General features: G+C 59.7%; 19 protein-coding genes and 1 riboswitch. Of the genes, 13 read left to right on the top strand and 6 right to left on the bottom strand.

Annotation, left to right across the window (positions count from 1 at the left end; translation table 11 throughout):
• Window positions 1-159 precede the first annotated feature (159 nt).
• Entirely contained in the window at window positions 160-1,767 is a 1,608-nt protein-coding gene (locus tag GJT30_15440; GenBank protein MSM41009.1) for a HAMP domain-containing protein, read from the top strand.
• Between the two features lie 111 nt (window positions 1,768-1,878).
• Here the strand turns inward: GJT30_15440 and GJT30_15445 are convergent, their stop codons facing one another.
• On the bottom strand, window positions 1,879-3,303 hold the full coding sequence (locus GJT30_15445) for a response regulator (protein ID MSM41010.1): 1,425 nt from the start codon (window positions 3,301-3,303) through the stop codon (window positions 1,879-1,881).
• A gap of 520 nt (window positions 3,304-3,823) precedes the next feature.
• Here GJT30_15445 and GJT30_15450 point away from each other — a divergent pair.
• From GJT30_15450 to GJT30_15505, 12 genes are all read left to right on the top strand, one after another.
• Window positions 3,824-4,231: a response regulator gene (locus tag GJT30_15450; protein MSM41011.1), complete on the top strand. Its 408-nt coding sequence runs from the start codon at window positions 3,824-3,826 to the stop codon at window positions 4,229-4,231.
• A gap of 26 nt (window positions 4,232-4,257) precedes the next feature.
• Window positions 4,258-4,485 carry a hypothetical protein gene (locus GJT30_15455; GenBank protein MSM41012.1) on the top strand — a complete coding sequence of 76 codons (228 nt, stop codon included), beginning with the start codon at window positions 4,258-4,260 and terminating at the stop codon, window positions 4,483-4,485.
• A gap of 55 nt (window positions 4,486-4,540) precedes the next feature.
• Window positions 4,541-5,590 carry a cytochrome C gene (locus GJT30_15460; protein ID MSM41013.1) on the top strand — a complete coding sequence of 350 codons (1,050 nt, stop codon included), beginning with the start codon at window positions 4,541-4,543 and terminating at the stop codon, window positions 5,588-5,590.
• Between the two features lies 1 nt (window position 5,591).
• The gene (locus GJT30_15465) at window positions 5,592-6,254 is read left to right on the top strand and encodes a cytochrome b (protein MSM41014.1); all 663 of its coding nucleotides are present in this window, start codon (window positions 5,592-5,594) and stop codon (window positions 6,252-6,254) included.
• A gap of 169 nt (window positions 6,255-6,423) precedes the next feature.
• The gene (locus GJT30_15470) at window positions 6,424-7,182 is read left to right on the top strand and encodes a cytochrome C (GenBank protein ID MSM41015.1); all 759 of its coding nucleotides are present in this window, start codon (window positions 6,424-6,426) and stop codon (window positions 7,180-7,182) included.
• Window positions 7,183-7,194: 12 nt separating this feature from the next.
• Window positions 7,195-8,019: a HAMP domain-containing protein gene (locus GJT30_15475; GenBank protein MSM41016.1), complete on the top strand. Its 825-nt coding sequence runs from the start codon at window positions 7,195-7,197 to the stop codon at window positions 8,017-8,019.
• Between the two features lie 117 nt (window positions 8,020-8,136).
• On the top strand, window positions 8,137-8,673 hold the full coding sequence (locus GJT30_15480) for a menaquinol oxidoreductase (GenBank protein MSM41017.1): 537 nt from the start codon (window positions 8,137-8,139) through the stop codon (window positions 8,671-8,673).
• Window positions 8,674-8,831: 158 nt separating this feature from the next.
• A riboswitch (TPP riboswitch) is annotated at window positions 8,832-8,937 on the top strand.
• Between the two features lie 64 nt (window positions 8,938-9,001).
• Window positions 9,002-9,199: a sulfur carrier protein ThiS gene (gene thiS, locus GJT30_15485; protein MSM41018.1), complete on the top strand. Its 198-nt coding sequence runs from the start codon at window positions 9,002-9,004 to the stop codon at window positions 9,197-9,199.
• Window positions 9,200-9,319: 120 nt separating this feature from the next.
• Complete coding sequence (locus GJT30_15490) at window positions 9,320-10,108, top strand: thiazole synthase (GenBank protein ID MSM41019.1); 789 nt, start codon at window positions 9,320-9,322, stop codon at window positions 10,106-10,108.
• Window positions 10,105-11,271: a 2-iminoacetate synthase ThiH gene (thiH, locus tag GJT30_15495; protein MSM41020.1), complete on the top strand. Its 1,167-nt coding sequence runs from the start codon at window positions 10,105-10,107 to the stop codon at window positions 11,269-11,271. Before GJT30_15490 ends, thiH begins: the two co-directional genes overlap by 4 nt.
• A gap of 54 nt (window positions 11,272-11,325) precedes the next feature.
• Window positions 11,326-11,976 (top strand): thiamine phosphate synthase, encoded by a 651-nt coding sequence (gene thiE, locus GJT30_15500; protein MSM41021.1) that lies wholly within the window; start codon window positions 11,326-11,328, stop codon window positions 11,974-11,976.
• A gap of 44 nt (window positions 11,977-12,020) precedes the next feature.
• The gene (locus GJT30_15505; GenBank protein MSM41022.1) at window positions 12,021-12,680 is read left to right on the top strand and encodes a fumarylacetoacetate hydrolase family protein; all 660 of its coding nucleotides are present in this window, start codon (window positions 12,021-12,023) and stop codon (window positions 12,678-12,680) included.
• Window positions 12,681-12,996: 316 nt separating this feature from the next.
• Here GJT30_15505 and GJT30_15510 read toward each other — a convergent pair whose 3' ends face one another.
• The 5 genes from GJT30_15510 to GJT30_15530 all read right to left on the bottom strand — a co-directional run bounded on the left by GJT30_15510 (window position 12,997) and on the right by GJT30_15530 (window position 20,423).
• Entirely contained in the window at window positions 12,997-13,197 is a 201-nt protein-coding gene (locus tag GJT30_15510; GenBank protein ID MSM41023.1) for a cold-shock protein, read from the bottom strand.
• A gap of 105 nt (window positions 13,198-13,302) precedes the next feature.
• Entirely contained in the window at window positions 13,303-15,966 is a 2,664-nt protein-coding gene (locus GJT30_15515; protein MSM41024.1) for a pyruvate, phosphate dikinase, read from the bottom strand.
• Between the two features lie 150 nt (window positions 15,967-16,116).
• Window positions 16,117-18,180, bottom strand: coding sequence for a glycine--tRNA ligase subunit beta (locus GJT30_15520; GenBank protein ID MSM41025.1), 2,064 nt, complete (start codon window positions 18,178-18,180; stop codon window positions 16,117-16,119).
• Between the two features lie 3 nt (window positions 18,181-18,183).
• Window positions 18,184-19,059: a glycine--tRNA ligase subunit alpha gene (gene glyQ, locus GJT30_15525; GenBank protein MSM41026.1), complete on the bottom strand. Its 876-nt coding sequence runs from the start codon at window positions 19,057-19,059 to the stop codon at window positions 18,184-18,186.
• A 263-nt stretch (window positions 19,060-19,322) separates the two neighbouring features.
• On the bottom strand, window positions 19,323-20,423 hold the full coding sequence (locus GJT30_15530; GenBank protein MSM41027.1) for an MBL fold metallo-hydrolase: 1,101 nt from the start codon (window positions 20,421-20,423) through the stop codon (window positions 19,323-19,325).
• Window positions 20,424-20,463 lie beyond the last annotated feature (40 nt).

Here is a 20,463-nt window from a genome sequence, read left to right on the forward strand (position 1 = left end):
ACTTATGAAAAATAACAGCTCCTCAGCGATAATGTCAAGAACTGCATATGAAATCCGCAGGGATAGGTCAGAACGGCACTGTACGGTTAACCATTGACCAACCCTGAAAAATATTTATAATGAATGATATTTTATACACCTGATGTCATGGAGTTTTCTTTGCGTCTCAGCCTCATCACCAAGCTCGCCATCGTCACCTCTCTGGTGCTTCTCTCGTGCATGACCCTCTTTGCCTACGTCAATATCCAGACCATGGAACGGCTCATGATCGAGGAGGCAGTTGCCGACGCCGACAAGCTCTCGGAAACGATCATCAACACGACCCATTACCAGATGCTGGAAAACAACCAGCTCCGCGTCTACCAGATGATCCAGGAAGTCGGGCGGCAGACCGGCATCAAGCATATACGGATGGTCAACAAGAAGGGGCGGATCATCTTCTCCACCCAGGAGAGCGAGATCGGCCTGATGCTGGACAAGAAGGCAGAGGCATGCAACATGTGCCACGCCAGCAAGACACCGCAGGTCCATGCATCGAGCATGAACCGGAGCCGCATCTTCAAGGACCGAGAAGGCGAACAGGTGCTCGGCCTGGCCAAGGCGATCTACAACGAGGAGAGCTGCTACGTGGCGAGCTGCCACTTCCACCCCAAGGAATCCCGTATCGTCGGAGTGCTTGACGTCATCATCTCCCTCGATACGATGCGGACCCTGATCGCTTCCTACCGTTACAAGCTGGGCGCCATGACCTTCCTTATCCTGGTCCTGCTCTGCGCCAGCCTTACCCTCTTCATGCAGCTCATGGTGAACCGGCCGGTACGCCAGCTGGTCAAACATACCAAGCACCTGGCCATGGGGGAACTGGACAGCACGGTCCGCCCCTTTTCCAGTTATGAACTGGGCGAACTCTCGGATTCGTTCAACAGCATGACCCTGAATCTGAAAAAGGCCCGTGACGAACTGCAGGAGTGGGGACGCACCCTGGAACTGAAGGTGGAGGAGCGGACCAACGAGCTGAAACGGATCCAGAACCAGTTGGTCCGTTCGGAAAAGCTCGCATCCCTTGGTGAGTTGGTGGCGGGCATTGCGCATGAGATCAACAACCCTCTCACCGGCATCCTGATGTTTTCCTCAATGATGGGGCACGACAAACGGCTCGATCCCGTCTTCAAGAGCGATGTGGAAATGATCATCCACGAAACCGAGCGCTGTGCCCGCATCGTCCGGGGGCTGCTGGATTTCTCCCGCGAACGGAAGCCACAGAAGAAACCGTCGGCCATCAACGCCATCATGGACGCCACCCTCTCCCTGGTGAGCAACCAGTCGAGCTTCCACGATATCAGGATCATCCGCGAACTCGCGAGCGATCTCCCGGAGATCCTGGTGGACCCGAACCAGATCGAGCAGGTATTCGTCAACATCATCCTCAACGCAAGCCACGCCATGCCCAATGGCGGGGAATTGCGCCTCGTGACCGGCACGATCGGCGACAACAGCCAGATATTCATAGAAATCGCCGATACCGGCTGCGGCATTCCCGAAGAAAACCTGCAGCGGATCTTCGACCCGTTTTTCACCACCAAGGAGAGCAAAGGAACCGGACTGGGGCTATCGGTCTCCTACGGGATCATCGAAAGCCATGGAGGGACCATAGAGGTACAGAGCACAGTGGGAGAAGGAACGACCTTCACCATCCTCCTCCCCGTCGAAACCGACGACCGGGACGAAGACGAGGACACTCCGGAGGTCGTTGTCACGTCTTGTTGACGGGACAATGAAAAAAACCGGTTCAGGGGAGACCTGACCGGCACACGCACAAAAGACCGGCATGAATGGCAGATCACCGCCGCATGCATATAGTTGAATGAAGCTCAGTGGTCAGGAATTGCCGTTCATCTGGTTGCGGATGGATATCCCCAGCTTCTTGAGAAGAGCCTGGAAATTCGGGCGGAGCATGCCGGTCTCTTCGGCAGCCCGGGTGACGTTCCAGTTGTTCCGTTTCAGGGCGTGAAGGACAAAGGCCTTTTCCACCGGTTCGATGGCGCGTTCGCGGATCTGGCGCTTGGTTTCCTTGAGCTCCTCCACGTTCTGCGGCACATACCCTTCCGCGGACGACTGCTCCGAGGCATCGACAGACCCTCCCAGCTCGAAATCCTCTTTCTGCACAAGATCGCCTTCCGCCAGCACCACAGCCCGTTCGATCACATTCTCCAGCTCCCTGACGTTGCCCGGGAACTGGCACTGTTCAAGGAGCGCCAGGGCATCGGGAGCAATGCCACGAATATCCTTGCCCATCTCGTCGGCGAATTTCCGCAGGAAATGACTGATGAGCAACGGGAGATCGCCTTTGCGGTCCCGGAGCGGGGGGAGATCGATCGGGATTATATTGAGCCGGAAGAAAAGGTCCTCGCGAAACGCCCCCTCCTGGACCATGGTGCGCAGGTTGCGGTTGGTCGCGGCAACCAGGCGGATGTCGATGGGTATCGGCTGGGTTCCGCCGATGGGGGTAACCACGCGCTCCTGAAGGACTCGGAGCAGTTTGGCCTGGGTGGTGAGACTGATGTTCGAGACCTCGTCCAGAAACAGGGTCCCACCGTCAGCCACCTTGAAGAGACCGGTCTTGGTCTGGATCGCCCCGGTAAACGACCCTTTGACGTGTCCGAACAGCTCGCTTTCCAGAAGGTTCTCCGCCAGCGAGGTACAGTCGACCGCCACGAAGGGCTGGTCGCGACGCTTGCTGTTGTTGTGGATGGCCCGAGCCACCAGTTCCTTGCCGGTACCACTCTCGCCGGTAATGAGGACGGTACTGTCGGTCGGCGCCACCTGGATGATCCTGCGGTAGACCTTCTGCATTTCCCGGCTTTCGCCCAGGAAACGGTCAAATCCCTGATGGGCGTTCAGTTCCTTCTTGATACAGATGTTTTCCAGCAGCACTGCCCGCTGGTCCAATGCCTTCTGCACCTTTTCATTGATCTGCTCAGGGGTGAACGGCTTGGCGATATAATCGAAAGCGCCGTTTTTCATCGCCTCCACTGCCGTATCCACCGTGGAATAGCCGGTGATGATGATAACCGGGACTTCCGGCTGCAGCACCTTGATGGTTTTCAGAACGTCCATGCCGCTCATGCCGGGCATCTTCAGGTCGCTGATAACGAGGTCGAAGTCCTTATCCTGCAGGCGCTCCAGGGCAAGGGTGCCGCTGGACGAGGTTTCGACGGAAAATCCGTCCATTTCCAGGATTCTGCGCAAACCTTCCCGAATAACCGTTTCGTCGTCAACCACCAGAACATTCGTCTTATCCATCGGGATCCCTCAACCTTCTGCAATGCCCTACCCGGACCGGCGGCAATACGATGCCACCCTGCACCACGCCGGCGTTTCCGAGCGCCATTAATCCTTTCTTACTACATACTCCAACAGCCACATTAAGTCAAACCAATATTATTGTTTAACATGGTCTCACACACCCATGATTCATGTGTAAACCGTTGCTGGAAGCGGAGTTATAAGAATTTAACCACCTGCATATTTTTTTATACAGGCCGGCGCAAATCCATTTAACAAACAATTTCAACGGATTATCGGTCCTGACCCCAAACTGTATCCAGACACTGCCGCCACAACGGTGTATGTCATTCCGATACAACTGCGTAAAACCGCCACAGTATCCCTTGCACCAGATGTCCCATAACCATACGGTTTAAAAACACAAAAATTTCTTTAGTAAAATTTTTTAATTTGTGGCATAACAGGTGCAGTTTAAAGAGGCATCAACCGTGTCGCCTGTCGGTATTCTCAGACGCTGTAACAGAAAGGAGCGGGTATGCAAGGGTTGCTCATAGCCGATGAAAACCTGGAATCCCGCCGACAAATGGCCGATCTGTTCATTGAAGCGGGTTACAACGTTATGGTGACCAACTCGGCTGCGGCAGCCCTTCATGGGATCATCAAAAAATCCGCGCAGGTTATCCTGCTGGGGGACCAGCTGGAGGACCTGACCGCTGGAGAACTGGTGCCCCTGCTCAAGGAATGTAACCGCGACCTGACCATTATCCTGGTGGGAAGCGACATACCGCTCCCGCTTATCCGCCGGCTCCGGGAAGAAGGCATCTTCTATCACGCCTTCCGTCCCGAAGGGCCTGACTCATGCGAAGAGATCCGCCAGGTTGTCCAGTGCGCCTTTACCAACCTGGCCAAAGGTGACCGGAAAAACGCCCCTGTGACTGCATAGTCCAGCAACCAATAAGGAGGAACGCCATGAAAACGACAGTATTCGGATCAATCGCAGCAGTTCTGGCCAGCGCACTTCCAGCCATCGCCGCCTCGGGAGCTCGTGAGGATAACAGCGGCTTTTTCGTCTGGGGATTCCTCGGCATCTGCGCCCTCATCATCGTCGCACAGATGCTCCCCGCAGTCATGGTCATGCTTGGTTTCGCCAAGGGAGTCCGTAAACAGGAAGCTGCCAAACAGACAACTACACACTGAAAACCGAGGCAAGGGTCCAGAGGCCCGAAGACTTTCCACGGAGGGAGACCACGTCATGTCGATTCGAAGAACACTGTTGAGCAGCGGACTGCTGATAGTAGCCCTGGCATGGGCCGCCAGCGCCTTCGCCAACCCCAATGAGGCATGCCTCAAGTGCCATGGCGACAAGGCAATTATCAGCAAGGGGGGAGGGCACCTCTTTATCGATCCGGTCACATTTGCCGGCACCACCCATGAATTGATCGGATGCACGTCCTGTCATGACGCGATTTCCAGCCAGCATCCGCACGACGGCATCCGGCCGCCGCGGGCACAGTGCCGCGAATGCCACGCCGTGATCCAGCGCGAGTATGCACAGAGCCTGCATGGCGGGAACGCCTCATGTACCGACTGCCACAATCCGCACATGGTCCGGCAGCCGATGGCGGTATCGGGCGACTTCATCAACGCCCAGTGCAACAAATGCCACGACAAGGCAAAGACCGTTACTACCCATTCCAAATGGCTCACCCAGGCGGACCTGCACGTGGATGCAATGCCGTGCATAACCTGCCACACCAGCTCGAAGAATTACGTCATCATCATGTACATCGAAAAACGGCAGGCGAACAAGCCGCATAGCGATTTCCGCGAGGCAACCTATGCCGAACTGGCCGAAGCTGCAGGGGGCAAGGATATATCGCAGCTCATCGACGTAAATGGTGACGGCAAGATCGAAATGTCCGAACTGCGCCGCTTCAACACCAATGCCAAGTACAACGACATGCGGCTCTGGGGGATGATGATGCCCGAGCAGGTTACCCACAGCTACCAGATCCTCGATAACCGGTGGGACTGCACCTTCTGCCACGCAACCGGCACCAAGGCAATGCAGACCAGTTTCGTGGCCTTCCCCGGCAAAGACGGAAGATACACGCGGATGCAGGTGGAAAAAGGCGCTGTCCTCGACCTGCTCTTCGGCACCCCCGACTTCTACATGATGGGGACTACCCGCAGCACCGCGCTCAACATCATCGGAGCACTGATCCTGGTAGGAGGCATGATGATGCCGATCGGACACGGTTCCCTGCGCTACCTCACCAGAAAAAATAGAAAGGAGCATTGACATGAGCACCGCTGAATCGTCACACCACGAGGAGCAGATGATCTACCTTACCCCGACTCCGGTCAGGATCTGGCACTGGCTGAATGCCCTGGGGATAGTCACCCTCTGCATTACCGGCATCCAGATCCGGTTCCCCGATTATGTCAATCTCTTCGGGACCTACAAGGCAGCCATCAGCCTGCATAATACCGCCGGGATCATCGTTTCCATATCCTACTTTCTCTGGCTCTTCTACTACCTCTTCATCGCCGGGACCCTGATCAAGCTCTATGTCCCCACCATGGACGACATCAAGCGCGGCATCATCCGCCAGGCCCTGTTCTACTTCTTCCACTTCTTCCGCGGCGGCCCCAACCCGCACCACAGCATGCCCGACGACAAGTTCAACCCGATGCAGAAGTTCGCCTACCTGATGATCATGCTGGTCCTCCTGCCGCTGGTCATCGTCTCGGGCATCCTGATCATGAACGTGGCGCCCCTCAGGGAAGTAATCATGCTGGTGGGAGGGATCAAGATCCTGGTCTCCGCCCACTTCCTGATCGCCTGCTGTTTCTTCGCCTTCCTGTTCGTCCACGTCTACCTCGCCACCATGGGTCATACCCCGCTTGCCCACTTCAAGCCGATGTGGACCGGTTGGGAAAAGATCGAAGGACATGGGCACTAAGTTGTCGTATCCTCACTTCCAGCGGGGCGGTTCATGCCGCCCCGCAGTTTTTGTTCCAGGAATCCCCTTTTCCAAGCATATTTAAAATTGACTAACCTTGACGCATTCCCTATAATCGCGGCCTGTATACACGCTATTGCTGCATCAATTACCTGTTGAGGAGGACACCATGTTGTTCAGATCCCTGCTCTTCTGCCTGGTGGCACTGTTCGTCGGCACCAGCGCCCATGCAATCACCATCAAGAGCGTCACCTACACGACCAAGGACGCAGGCAAGATCGTCTTCGACCACAACTTCCATATCAAACAGAGCGGGATCAACAATAACTGCAAGGCGTGCCACAACGAAATCTTCGACATGAAGAAAAAGGTGCGTTACACCATGGCCGACATGGAGCAGGGCAAATCCTGCGGCGCCTGCCACGGAAAGACCGCTTTCAGCCTCAAGGACTGTGCCCGCTGCCACACGGTAAAAGACATCACCTTCAAGGTCAAGGAAACCGGCTCCCTGGCATTCAGCCATGGCAACCATGCCAAGAAATATGCCTGCGGCACCTGCCATCCCAGACTATACAATGCCGGCGGCGGCAACAAGCGTGTCAGCATGGCTGAGATGGAAAAGGGCAAATCGTGCGGCGCCTGCCATACCGGCAAGGAAGCCTTCCCGCTGGCGGCTTGCGGCAAGTGTCACCCCACCAAGGAAGTGACCTACAAGGTGAAAGGTGCCGGCAGGGTACTCTTCAGCCACAAGGTCCACACCGAAATCGCCCGGTGCAATGACTGCCATACCAAGGTCTTCGGCTACGGCAAAGCGAAGAAGGTGTTCTCCATGGATGATATGGAAAAGGGCAAATCGTGCGGCGCCTGCCACAACGGCAAGAAGGCGTTCACGGTCAAGGCCAACTGTGCTATCTGCCACAAAATGTAAAAAGGGAACACCATGTTCAAGTCTCTGACCGCTCGGGCCATCGTCCCGGTGGCCGTTGCAGTGACGGGCTTCGTCATTATCTGCTGTATCCTGCTCTACTCGCTGATGAAGTCCGATATCATCAGCGATACGGTGACGTATGCCACGGGCCTGGCGGATACGGTCGTCAAGTCGACCCGTTACGCAATGCTCAAGAGTGACCGGGAGACGCTGAAAAACATCATTGACAACGTGGGAGAACAGAAACGCCTGGAGCATGTCCGGATCTTCAACAAGAAGGGACTGATCATGTTCTCCAGCGTCCATGGCGAGATCAACCGCTTCGTGGACAAAAAGGCTGCCGGATGCGTCGAATGCCATTCCGGACCGGTCCCCAAGGAGACCCTGGCAGCCATGCAGAAGGCCAGGCGCTTCACCAACGAGCGTGGAGTCGAGGTTTTGGCGATCACCGCGCCGATCTACAATGAGCCCGAGTGTTCAGTCGCTCCGTGCCATATCCATCCTGCCGAGCAGAAGGTTCTCGGAACCCTGGATATCGGGCTTTCCCTGGCAGACCTGCTGCAGAATCTCAAGGTCATGCGGGAACGGATGATCGTCTTCAGCATCATGGTGCTGCTACTCACCGTTGGGGGGGTAGCAGCACTGCTCTGGAGAAACGTCTTCCTCCCCTTACGGCTTCTCACCGAATACACCGAGCGCACGGCCCAGGGCGATCTGACCGCCGAACTGCCCGACTGCGGTCCTGAACTTTCCCGGCTTGCCAATAACGTGCGCACCCTCAGTGAAGAGCTGAAGCAAACGGAGAACTCTGCTCCGCGGGGAGAAGGCACTGAATAGGCCGGGCATCGCGTCAGTATGACGGGGAGGGTGTTGACACGTCACGGTTCAAAGGATAGAGTTTGCAGCAACTTCACATAGGACCGGTGCGGCACGGCATCGTGGCACATCCGAGACATGAGGAACGGATCATCCCCCCAATCTGAGCAGAAACCGCCCCTCCAGGACTTTGAAGGCCTGCGCCAGGAGAGCGAGTCCCGCATCTCTCGATTGCATCTGAAGTCGGGCAACGGGCCACTCTCTTTAGCTCTTTTTATTGCGCTCAGCATTTTAGCCCAGAACGACTTCGCCATCCTCCCCTCGCTCCCGGACGAGGTTCTCGCCCTTCTCGGCCGGCCGCCGTCAACCAACATGATCAGCGCTGCCCTGGTACTCTACAGCTTTTCCGCGATCATCCTGATTCTCGGCAGGATGATGAGCGGTTCGGGGCGTTATGGCGGCGTTCTGCACGTGGGTTACCTCGCCGCCTTCTACACCTTTTACCACTTTGCCCATGCCCTTGCCGAGAATTTCTGGGCGGTATTCGCCGCAGGAGCAACGGTTCTCATCCTGGAAAGCTACCATCTCTGGACCTACTGCCGCGAGGAGATCCGTAAGGAACGCGAACTCCTAGCACAACTGGATCGGAAGGAAAAGAGCGGCTTCGCGCCATGAACCCGCGCCGGTTTCCGGCGAGTTGCAACTGCCCGACTGCCGTGACACCAAGGTGCGACATCCCAGAAAAGGGTTGACACTTCTCACGCTCTCCTGTTACGGTACAAACACTTCAGTGCCATGCCGACCGCGGCATGTCGCCGTACAAACCAATAGTCCAATCCCGCTGGGGGAGTTCGCAAGAACTGAGATGAAGCCTTGGGCTTCAAACCCTTTGAACCTGATCCGGTTAATCCCGGCGTAGGGAAGCGCGCCCCGTCCGTTCCATCCCATCCGGCCGCTTTCCGCGGCTTTTTTTGTTCCCTCCCGGCGAGTCTACAGGTGCCCCATGCATATCACCGTAAACGGCGAAACCGTTCAGACCGGCGAAACCACGCTGCTTGCCTATCTCGTCGCGACAGGCGTCAATCCCGCTGCGATCGCCGTCGAACTCAATCTCAACATCGTGGCAAAGAGCGATTATGCCCGGACCCCCCTGCAGGCCGGGGACAGGATCGAAATCGTCCATTTCGTCGGCGGCGGCTGACAGGCTCTCGCTGCCACGTTCCCTCCGCATGCGGAAAGTGCCGGCACCTCGTACCGGCGGATTGCCAGTTGCCGATACAGCACGGCAGCTTTGGTTGCTCATCGAACAAGGAGACTGATCATGCCTCATCACTCGGATACACTGGTCATTGCCGGTCGGACGTTCCGTTCGCGCCTTCTGGTCGGAACCGGCAAGTTTTCATCCAATGCCGCCATGGTCGAAGCCATGGAGCACTCCGGCAGCGAAATCGTCACCGTTGCCCTGCGCCGGGTCGATATCGACAACCCGCAGGACAGCATTCTCTCCCATATCGACCGGTCGAAATACCTGCTCCTGCCCAATACCAGCGGTGCACGGGATGCCGATGAAGCAGTGCGGCTGGCACGCCTTGCCCGTGCAGCAGGGTGCGAGCCATGGATAAAGCTGGAGGTCACTCCCGATCCCTACTACCTGCTCCCCGACCCGATCGAGACCCTCAAGGCTGCCCAGATCCTGGTCAAGGACGGGTTCGTGGTCCTCCCCTACATCAACGCCGACCCGGTGCTGGCAAAGCACCTCCAGGAGGCGGGCACGGCTACGGTCATGCCGCTGGGCGCCCCCATCGGCACCAACAAAGGGGTCCGGACCCGCGACCAGATCGCCATCATCATCGAGCAGGCCATCGTGCCGGTCATCGTCGATGCCGGTCTCGGTGCGCCCTCCCATGCTGCCGAAGCCATGGAAATGGGTGCCGATGCGGTCCTGGTGAATACCGCCCTCGCCGTCACCCCCAACCCGGGGCTCATGGCCGCTGCCTTCCGGATGGGGGTCGAGGCTGGCAGGGCAGCCTACCAGGCAGGCCTTGGCAGCCAGAAGGAGCGGGCCGAGGCATCGAGCCCCCTCACCGGCTTTCTGGGGGGAGTGAAATGAACTTTTTCGAGCTGATCCAGACCTATCATCCCGACGATGTGCTTGCCCGCATCGAGGCAAAGCGGTCCGAAGACGTGGAGCGGGCGCTCGGCGCCGACCGTTTGCGGGAAGAGGAGCTGATGGCCCTGCTCTCCCCTGCGGCAGAGCCGTTTCTGGAACAGATGGCCCAGAAGGCCCACCGCATCACCCGTCAGCGCTTCGGCAACACCATCCTGATGTATGCCCCGCTCTATATCTCCAACCTCTGCACCAACGGCTGTCTCTACTGCGGCTTCAACGCCACCAACCAGGTCCCCCGCCAGACCCTGACCCTGGACGAAGCCGAACGGGAAGCCAGGGTCCTGCATGATCGCGGCTTCCGCCACCTGTTACTGGTGACCGGCGAGGCGCCGAAGGCCGTGGACAACGACTATCTCGCCGCGGTGGTACGGCGCCTGCGGCCGCTCTTCAGCTCCATATCCATCGAAGTCTACCCCATGGACGAGGCAGGCTATGGCCAGATGGTCGAAGCAGGCGTCGATGGCCTGACTGTCTACCAGGAGACCTACGATCAGGCGCTCTATGCCCAGATGCACCCCTTTGGCAAAAAGCGCGACTACGCCTTCAGGCTGCTGGCCCCGGAGCGGGGAGGCGCAGCCGGTCTGCGCCGGATCGGGATCGGGGCACTGCTCGGCCTCGGGCAGTTCCGGGTGGAGAGCTTCTTCACCGGCCTCCATGCCCTCCACCTGTCGCGCCACTTCTGGCGTTCCCACTTAAGCGTCTCCTTCCCCCGCATGCGCCCGGCCGAAGGAGGGTTTGCTCCGCTCAACCCGGTTACGGACCGGCAGTTCGTCCAGCTCCTCTGCGCTTTGCGCCTTTTGATGCCCGACGCCGGGCTGGTCCTCTCCACCCGCGAAAGTGCAGAACTGCGCGACAACCTGCTGCCGCTCGGCATCACCCAGATGAGCGCCGGCTCCAGCACCGCTCCGGGCGGTTACGCCAGCCCGGAAGAGAGCACGCGCCAGTTCAACATCAGCGACGAGCGCTCGGCAGAGGCAGTGGAACAGATGATCAAAAGCCAGGGGTACGAGGTAGTCTGGAAGGATTGGGACAGGGCTTTTCTGGACCGGCCTGCCCCCCATGTCGCCCCTGACGGCACTTCATCGGCTCTGGCAGCGCACTGACCGGCAAATCTTCAGCGCATACCGATGTTGGCCGCATTTTGGGAGGATCGTTTCATGCCCGTCGATTTTGACCTCTACCTCATCACCGACCGTCACCAGACCGGCGGCAGAGACCTGCCAACCGTTGTCGGAGAGGCGCTCGCCGGAGGAGCGCGCGCCGTGCAGCTCCGCGAAAAGGATCTCTCCAGCCGGGAACTCTACGAGCTGGCCCTGGAGTTGCGCAAGCTGACCGAACGCCACGGCGCCAGGCTCATCATCAACGACCGGATCGATATCGCCCTGGCGGTAAATGCCGATGGTGTGCATCTGGGCAAGGAGAGCATCCCGATCCACCGTGCCCGCAAGCTCCTCGGCCCAACCAGGCTGATCGGAGTCTCCTGCCACAATCAGATCTGTGCCTTGACCGCCGAGGAAAACGGGGCAGACTTCATCACCTTCGGCCCAGTCTTCTTCACCCCGTCCAAGGCACAGTATGGCGAACCGGTCGGGACCGACAAACTCGAAACCGTGGCCCAGCAGCTCAAGATGCCGGTCTTCGGCCTCGGCGGGATCAATCTGCGCAATACCCCGCAGGTATTGAACGCCCATGCCCACGGCATCGCCCTGATCTCTGCCATCATCGCCGCACCAGAACCGGCACGGGCCGCACAGGATCTCCTGGCAGCCATCGCAGGAGTCAAAGCCCAATCCCCGGTCACCGATTGACCCGGACAGCCGCCGTCACACCCCATTTCCGCGAAGGAGCGCCCATGCCCGCACAAACCGCACGGTTCACGAACGGAGACTCCGTTCCCATCGGCAAGATACTCTGTATCGGCCGCAACTACGTCGACCATATTCACGAACTGGGCAATGAAGTACCTGCAGCCCCGGTGATTTTCATGAAACCGGCCAGCTCGGTCATCTACGATGGCGGCTGCATCGTGATCCCCCCCTATTCGAGGGATTGCCACCATGAGGCAGAGCTGGCGGTGCTGATCGGGGCACGGGGGAAGGATATCCCCGAAAACCGGGCACTGGCGCATGTGGCGGGATACGGCGTGGCAATAGACCTGACACTGCGGGACGTACAGGCGGAGCTGAAAAAAAAGGGGCTCCCCTGGGACATCGCCAAGGGGTTCGACACCGCCTGCCCGCTCTCGACCTTTGTGCCTGCACGCGAGGTGACAGACCCCCAGAAGCTGCAGATCCACCTCTCAGTCAACGATCAGGAACGGCAGAACGGCTCCACCGGTCTGATGATTCACCCGGTGGCACAGATCATCAGCCATCTCTCCACCATCTTTACCCTGGAACAGGGGGACCTGATACTGACCGGCACCCCGGCCGGGGTCGGCCCCATCGTCTCCGGTGACCGGGTAGTGGCCGAGATCCCCGGAGTGGGCAGGCTCGGCGTGACCGTCAGATAATATAAGTATTTATATATTTGACTCTCACATACCGACAGCAGTATAGTTGGGAAAAGAACTTCAGGGGGTTTACCGGTGGATTATCAGAAAGAATGTCCGACGTGCCAGGGGTTGATGGTCCTGCTTCCCGGCTGAGGCGGTCTCTTCTGGCGGTGCCAGAAGTGCGGAGTCAGACAGCCGCTCACAAAGGACGACCTGCAGCCCAGCTGCTGCGGCAGCGAATGACCAGGCGGGGGTGATAACTCACCCCCGTTTTTTCGTGACAAAAAAAAGGCCACGGGAAACCCGTGGCCTGAGTAGAATACATCGTTCGGGATTACTGTTTCACAACGTTAGCAGCCTGGAGTCCCTTGGCGCCCTGCACTATGTCGAACGATACCCGCTGCCCCTCGGCCAGGCTCTTGAAGCCGTCGCCCTGGATCGAGGAGAAATGAACGAATACATCCTCGCCGTTCTCCTGTTCAATGAACCCAAAACCTTTACTGTCGTTGAACCATTTTACCACGCCGTTCGCCATTCCAACTTCCTCCTGTCTGCATCCGCTGCAAGAATCGGGCGTTAGCTGTGCCCGCAGATTAGCGCGTATTTAACACCCTTTCCACAACGGGTGTCAAGCGCATTTTCATTTCGCGTCAAGGACCGCATGGGCAGCAGCCAGTCGGGCAATGGGAACCCTGAACGGCGAACAGGAGACGTAATCGAGCCCCACCTTGTGGCAGAATATGACCGAGGAGGGATCGCCGCCATGCTCGCCGCAGATGCCGAGCTTGATGTTCGGCCGGGTCGCCCGCCCCTTGTCGCACCCCATCTGCACCAGCAGGCCAACGCCGTTCTGGTCCAGGGAGACAAAGGGGTCTTCGGGAAGGAGGCCGCTCTCCACATAGAACGGCAGGAACTTGCCGGCGTCGTCGCGGGAAAGGCCGAAGGTGGTCTGGGTCAGATCGTTGGTGCCGAAGGAGAAGAACTCGGCTTCGGTGGCGATCTCGTCGGCGGTGAGCGCCGCCCGCGGCAGTTCTATCATGGTGCCGATCAGGTATTCCACCTTGACGCCGTACTTTGCCAGCACGTCTTCGCAGACCGCGATGGCATTGGCCCGCAGCCGCTTCAGCTCCTCCACGGCAGCCACCAGCGGGATCATGATCTCGGGGACGATGGTGTACCCTTCATTTTTTACCAGTTCGCAGGCAGCTTCCATGATCGCCTGGACCTGCATGTCGTAGATCTCGGGATAGGTCAGCCCCAGTCGGCAGCCGCGGTGGCCGAGCATCGGGTTGAACTCGTGGAGGAACTCCACCTTGTGCTTCAACTGCTGGTTCGTGACCCCCAGGGTCTTGGCCAGGGCCTCGATATCCTTCTCCTCTTGGGGGAGGAATTCGTGGAGCGGCGGATCGAGCAGGCGGATGGTGACCGGCAGCCCTTTCATCTCGCGGAAGATGCCGATGAAGTCACTCTTCTGCATGGGGAGGATCTTTGCCAGCGCCTTTTCGCGCCCTTCCAGGTCTTCGGCCAGGATCATCTCGCGCACCGCCATGATCCGGTCGGCCTCGAAGAACATGTGCTCGGTGCGGCAGAGGCCGATCCCCTCGGCGCCGAACTCGCGGGCAACCTTGGAATCGTGGGGGGTGTCGGCGTTGGTCCGTACCTTCAGTTTCCGGTGCTGGTCGACCCAGGTCATCAGGATGGCGAAATCGCCGGTCAGCTGTGGCGGCACCGTCGGGACCTCGCCGACCATCACCTCGCCGGTGGAGCCGTCAAGGGTGATCACGTCCCCCTTCTTGATCTGGACATTACCCTTGGCCATGAAGGACTCGCCGGCGTAATCGACCTTGATGTCGCTGCACCCGGCAACGCAGCACTTGCCCATGCCCCTGGCCACGACCGCCGCGTGGGAGGTCATGCCGCCGCGGGCAGTGAGGATCCCCTGGGCCGCGTGCATGCCGTGGATATCCTCTGGGCTCGTCTCCACCCGGACCAGGATCACCTTGAGGCCGATCTTGGCGGCTGCTTCCGCCTCATCGGCAGTAAAGACCACGGCACCGCTGGCAGCGCCGGGAGAGGCGGGCAACCCTTTGGCAACGACCTTCTTCGGCGCCTTCGGATCGAGGGACGGATGGAGCAGCTGATCCAGCTGAGACGGCTGCACCCTGAGCACTGCCGTCTTTTCGTCGATGAGCCCTTCCTTCACCATGTCCACGGCGATCTTGATGGCCGCCTTGGCGGTCCGCTTGCCGTTGCGGGTCTGCAGCATGAAGAGCTTGCCCTTTTCGATGGTGAATTCGATGTCCTGCATGTCCGTGTAGTGCTTCTCCAGGATGTCGCGGATTCTGGCCAGCTGCTGGTAGCACTCGGGAAGCACCTCTTCCATGGCAGGCAGATCGCCCGGCTTCTTCTGGTGCAGGTTGATCGGCTGCGGGGTTCGGATACCGGCCACCACGTCCTCACCCTGAGCATTGACGAGATATTCGCCGTAGAAATAGTTGTCGCCGGTTGAGGGGTCGCGGGTGAAGGCGACGCCGGTGGCGCAGTCGTCACCCATGTTGCCGTAGACCATGGACTGGACGTTGACCGCGGTCCCCCAGTCTGCCGGGATGTTGTTCAGTTTCCGGTAGGTAATGGCGCGCTGATTCATCCAGGAGCCGAATACGGCGCCGATGGCCCCCCAGAGCTGGTCCTGGGGATCTTCGGGGAAGGACTGGCCGAGGGTCTCCCTGATCTTTGCCTTGAACGCACCCACCAGCTCCTTCCAGTCGGCTGCGGTCAGGTCGGTGTCGAGATGGACCCCGCGCTCCTCCTTCTTCTGCTCCAGGAGGTGTTCCAGGATATCCTTCTCCATCCCCATCACCACGTCGGAATACATCTGCACGAAGCGGCGGTAGGCGTCGTAGGCAAAGCGCTCGTCACCGCTCTGGGCGATGATCCCCTGCACCGTGCTGTCGTTCAGCCCCAGGTTGAGGATGGTGTCCATCATCCCCGGCATGGATGCGCGGGCGCCGGAACGGACCGACACCAGGAGCGGATTGGCGGCATCGCCAAAGGTCCTTCCCATGAGCTCTTCCACCTGCTTCAGGTTGGCAGCGACCTCTTCCTTGAGCCCGGCCGGATACTGGCGCTCGTTCTTATAGAATTCGGTGCAGACCTCGGTGGTAATGGTAAAACCGGGGGGTACCGGAAGACCGATGCTGGTCATCTCCGCCAGGTTGGCTCCCTTTCCTCCCAACAGGTTTTTCATCTCGGACCGCCCTTCAGCCTGACCGTTGCCGAAGAAATAGACATACTTGCTTGCCATTGCTCTCCTCCTTGTTAATTGGCCGGAAACCGGCTTTTACTGAAAATCAATTCCGTTCAACAGGATTAAAAAACGTTTAGCCTTATTCAACGGGGGTTTAGCGATAATAAAACCCCCCAATAAAAAAGCCGCCCGGTGGGCGGCTTTCATCTATGCGGCGATTCTGGCGAAGTCTGCGACCCCTCCGAACAACCGGGCTATCCCGGTCAAAAGGGCCAATCGGTTGGTTCTTACCCGTTCATCCTCGGCCATGACCATGACCCGGTCAAAGAAGAGGTCCACGGGACCCCGCAGGGAAGCGATCTCTGCCAGTGCGGAAACATACTCGCGACTCGCGACAGCGGTCGAGACCTTTGCCTGCACCTCCAGGAATGCCGCGTGCAGCTCCTGTTCGGCACTGTCCTGGAACAGATGCGGATCGATGGCTGCCTCCACCCCTTCCTTGACGATGTTGCAGACCCGCTTGAAGGCAACTGCCAGCGGCTCGAAGTCGTCGCGCCCCTTGAACGCCGCCAGGGAGCCTATCCGTGCGGCCGCATCCACCAGGTCGTCGCAGCCTGCGGCCACTGCCGCATCCACGGCGTCTGCCGGGTAGCGGTCATTCATCAGGTTGACAAAGCGCCCCTTGAAGAACTCCAGGACATCGGCCTTTACCTCTGCTGCCGGCCGGGTCAGCTTGGCAGCGAGGAGCCCGAGTGCGCGGTCCACCAACTCGCTGACGGAGAGACGGTATTCGCGGTCGAGGACGATGTTGATGACGCCGAGTGCACAGCGGCGCAGGGCATACGGATCGGCAGAGCCGGTGGGGATCAGGCCGACGCCGAAGCAGCCGCAGATGGTATCGACCTTGTCAGCCATGGAGACGAAGGCGCCGATGTCGCTGGTCGGCAGGTCGCCGCCTGCCTGGGTCGGCAGGTAATGCTCGGCGATCGCCACGGCCACTTCCGGGTCCTCTCCCTGCAGGAGCGCGTATTCGCGCCCCATGATCCCCTGTACCTCGGGGAATTCCCCCACCATGCCGGTCACCAGGTCTGCCTTGCAGAGAAAGGCGGCACGGGAGGCCTTAGCCCTGACCGCCGGATTGAGGCTCTCGGCCAGCCCTTCGGCCAGCGCCTTGAACCGCTCCATCTTCTCAAACGAGGTGCCGAGCTTCTGCTGGTAGACCACCTGCTTCAGCGACTCAACCCGTGCCTCCAGGCTGATCTTCTTGTCTTCCTCGAAGAAGAAGCGGGCATCGGAGAGCCGGGCGCGGAGCACCCGCTCGTTCCCCTTGACCACCACCGACGGGTCTTCGGTGAGGGTGTTGTTGATGGTGATGAAGCCGGGCATCAGCCTGCCGTTGTCGTCGACGATGGAGAAGTAGCGCTGGTGGCTCCGCATGGAGGTGATCAGCACCTCCTTCGGCACATCGAGGAAGACGGTGGAGAAACCCCCTTTCACCACGCTGGGATACTCAACCAGGTAGGTCACCTCGTCCAGGAGCCCCTCGTCCGGCAGCAGGTGCCCGCCGGCAGCCTTGGCGACCCGGTGGATCTCCCGCCGGATGGTCTCCTTGCGCTGCGCCGGATCGGGGATCACGAAGTGCCGTTCGCACTCCTCCAGGTAGTGGGCGCAGTCGCGCACCGGAAACTGCTGGTTGGCCATGAAACGGTGGCCGCGGGAGATGTTGCCGCTCTGGACCGTGCCGAAGGAGAAGGGGACCACGACCCCGTCGAACAGCGCCACGATCCAGTGGATCGGCCGGGCGAAACGGACATCCAGGTCGGACCAGCGCATGGACTTCCTGAAGGGGATGTTGGCAATGAACCGGGGCAGGATCTCGGCCAGAAGGTCGGGAGAGGGACGTCCGCTCTCCTTTTTCACCGCGGCCACGTACTCCCCTTTTTCCGTCGAAACCAGCTGCAGCTCAGCGACACCGACCCCCTGGCCGCGGGCAAACCCTTCCGCTGCCTTGCTCGGCTTCCCATCATTGTCAAAGGCGATGTTCTTTGCCGGGCCGAGTGCGCAGGTCTCGGCATCGGGCTGCAGAGACGGCAGCCCCTGCACGCAGAGCACCAGGCGGCGGGGGGTTGCCAGGGTACGGATCTCGCCGAAGGAGAGCCGTGCATGCTCCAGCTCCTTACGGATCATGGCCTCCATGTCGGCCATCGCCTTGGGAAGGAAGCCGGCCGGGATCTCCTCGGTCCCGATTTCAAGGAAAAGTTCTTTGTTCATGGCTCAGCGACCTCCTTTCAGCAGCGGGTAGCCGAGACGCTCGCGCTGCCTGACATAGGCCTCTGCGCAGAGCCGCGCCACGTTCCGGACCCGGCCGATATAGGAGGCCCGCTCGGTGACCGAGATGGCGCCGCGGGCATCCAGGAGGTTGAAGGTATGGGAACACTTCATGACGAAGTCATAGGCGGGAAAGACCAGGTCTTTTGCCACCAGCCTGATGCACTCCTTCTCGAAGTTGTTGAAGGATTCGAGCAGGAGCGGCACATTGGCTTCCTCGAAGTTGTAGGTGGAAAACTCGACCTCGGTGATGTGATGGATGTCGCCGTACTTGACGCCGTCGATCCACTCCAGGTCGTAGACGTTGTCCACCCCCTGGAGATACATGGCGATCCGCTCGCAGCCATAGGTGATCTCACCGGCTACCGGCTTCAGGTCGATGCCGCCGGCCTGCTGGAAATAGGTGAACTGGGTGATCTCCATGCCATCGAGCCAGACCTCCCAGCCCAAGCCCCAGGCGCCCAGGGTCGGCGACTCCCAGTCGTCCTCCACGAAGCGGATGTCGTGCTTGTTGGGGTCGATGCCGAAGGCCCTCAGCGAATCCAGGTAGAGATCCAGGATATTGGTGGGATTCGGCTTCAGGATGACCTGGAACTGGTAGTAGTGCTGCAGGCGGTTGGGGTTCTCGCCATAGCGGCCGTCGGTCGGGCGGCGGGAAGGCTCCACATAGGCCACCTTCCACGGCTCGGGGCCGAGAACGCGCAGGAAGGTCGCGGGGTTGAAGGTACCGGCACCCTTCTCCGTATCGTAGGGCTGCTGGATGACACACCCCTGCTTGGCCCAGTAGCCCTGCAGTGAGAGGATCAGGTCCTGAAAGGTCACGTAGGTACCCTCCTTGTACGGCTGTGCAACATGCATCCCACGGTGCGCTGCCGACTGTCGCGCCCGTCCTCTGGAGGGCGCGGGTTCCGCAACGGTCCGTGCCGGAATGGTGCACTCTGCCGCGAATTAACCGAAGATAAAGCGGATTTGATCAAACTGAAAAAACGGAATGCAAACCGATGGTTAGCCGCGAAAGAGTAGCGTGTCTGCACGTCTCTGTCAAGGAGAGATTTCGGGCAAATGCCCAACCGTGCCAGTTTGCCTCAACAATCCGCTCCACCACCGCGGATGGACGGCATTTCGCAGGCATACAGGGGGCGCGGGGCAACATGTTCGGGAAAGCGGAGGATCGTGGTCCCCTCCGGCGGCTTCAGCTGTGCGAACAGCTCCGGGCTTCGTCCCAGGTAGATCTTTGAGAGGTGCATGGGGAGATAGCGGGCCGGCCGGACCCTGGCGAGCAGGTCGTTCACGTCGCAGGTGGCAAGATGCCGTGAGGTACGCGCCCGGTGCAGGTCCTCGGCCAGAAACGAGCATTCGCTCACCAGAAGGCGCACCCCGTCCAGGAAGGCAGCCATCCGCTCCCGGTTCTCCGGGGAGTAGCCCACGTCGGTCAGGTAGCCGATACTGGCCACGTCATGTGCACCGGCAAGCTGCCGGTAGAGGTCTGCCGCATCCGCCACCGGCTCGGTACGGACGGCATCACCCACCAGACGCAGGACCTGCAGCGGCCCCGCTTCCGGCCACTCGGCAAAGAAGCGCCGCTTCAGCTCCCGCAGCCAGTCGCCCTGTGCATACCCGAGACCGGCCAGCTTCTCCTCGTCGACCGCAAAGACCTTCCGCTCGTTGACGCGAAAGGCAAGGACCGGTATACCGTGGTCCAGCTGCTCGGCCTCCACCTCCAGGTGGTTGTGGCAATAGATGACCCGGCCACTCCGGGGACGCTCGCCGGCCGGGCAACGGGGAAACCCTTCCGGGCCCGGGAAAACGGTCTCCTCCAGCCGGTCCCGGTACACCTCCACCACCCGGATGGTGCACCAGTAGGGTTCGGTCAGGTTCCAGTCATAGGCGCAAAGCTTGGCAGCGACCCGGTCTGCGATGCCGGGCGGGCCGTAAAGCTCGACCTGCCGGGGGCTGGCATGGGTCTGGCGAAGGAAGGTGTCGAACCCCATGAAGTGGTCCATGTGGGCATGGGAGACGAAGATGGCGCGGACCGGCTTCATCTCCCGCTTGGCCAGGTGGGACAGGGAGCCGCAGTCGAGCATGATGCTGGCATGGATGGGGCGGTCGCGGACGATCAGGCAGGGGTCGTCGATCAGCCCGGCGAAAAAGGTCGGCTCAAGGTATCGGAAAAGACGGCGCATGATGGCTCCCAAGGTGCCGGGTGTTGCGTCCCGCTGTCAGACA

Origin of the sequence: Geobacter sp. (assembly GCA_009684525.1) — a bacterium.
In the GTDB taxonomy this organism is placed as follows: Bacteria; Desulfobacterota; Desulfuromonadia; order Geobacterales; family DSM-12255; genus Geoanaerobacter.

Bases quoted from the DNA above. Each gene is read 5' to 3' on its own strand.
- GJT30_15475 (MSM41016.1), top strand. From the start codon at position 7,195: ATGTTCAAGTCTCTGACCGCTCGGGCCATCGTCCCGGTGGCCGTTGCA.
- thiS (MSM41018.1), top strand. From the start codon at position 9,002: ATGCATATCACCGTAAACGGCGAAACCGTTCAGACCGGCGAAACCACG.
- GJT30_15520 (MSM41025.1), bottom strand. From the start codon at position 18,180: ATGAACAAAGAACTTTTCCTTGAAATCGGGACCGAGGAGATCCCGGCC.
- GJT30_15515 (MSM41024.1), bottom strand. From the start codon at position 15,966: ATGGCAAGCAAGTATGTCTATTTCTTCGGCAACGGTCAGGCTGAAGGG.
- GJT30_15450 (MSM41011.1), top strand. From the start codon at position 3,824: ATGCAAGGGTTGCTCATAGCCGATGAAAACCTGGAATCCCGCCGACAA.
- thiE (MSM41021.1), top strand. From the start codon at position 11,326: ATGCCCGTCGATTTTGACCTCTACCTCATCACCGACCGTCACCAGACC.
- GJT30_15460 (MSM41013.1), top strand. From the start codon at position 4,541: ATGTCGATTCGAAGAACACTGTTGAGCAGCGGACTGCTGATAGTAGCC.
- GJT30_15490 (MSM41019.1), top strand. From the start codon at position 9,320: ATGCCTCATCACTCGGATACACTGGTCATTGCCGGTCGGACGTTCCGT.
- thiH (MSM41020.1), top strand. From the start codon at position 10,105: ATGAACTTTTTCGAGCTGATCCAGACCTATCATCCCGACGATGTGCTT.
- GJT30_15465 (MSM41014.1), top strand. From the start codon at position 5,592: ATGAGCACCGCTGAATCGTCACACCACGAGGAGCAGATGATCTACCTT.
- GJT30_15505 (MSM41022.1), top strand. From the start codon at position 12,021: ATGCCCGCACAAACCGCACGGTTCACGAACGGAGACTCCGTTCCCATC.
- GJT30_15455 (MSM41012.1), top strand. From the start codon at position 4,258: ATGAAAACGACAGTATTCGGATCAATCGCAGCAGTTCTGGCCAGCGCA.
- GJT30_15470 (MSM41015.1), top strand. From the start codon at position 6,424: ATGTTGTTCAGATCCCTGCTCTTCTGCCTGGTGGCACTGTTCGTCGGC.
- GJT30_15480 (MSM41017.1), top strand. From the start codon at position 8,137: ATGAGGAACGGATCATCCCCCCAATCTGAGCAGAAACCGCCCCTCCAG.
- GJT30_15445 (MSM41010.1), bottom strand. From the start codon at position 3,303: ATGGATAAGACGAATGTTCTGGTGGTTGACGACGAAACGGTTATTCGG.
- GJT30_15510 (MSM41023.1), bottom strand. From the start codon at position 13,197: ATGGCGAACGGCGTGGTAAAATGGTTCAACGACAGTAAAGGTTTTGGG.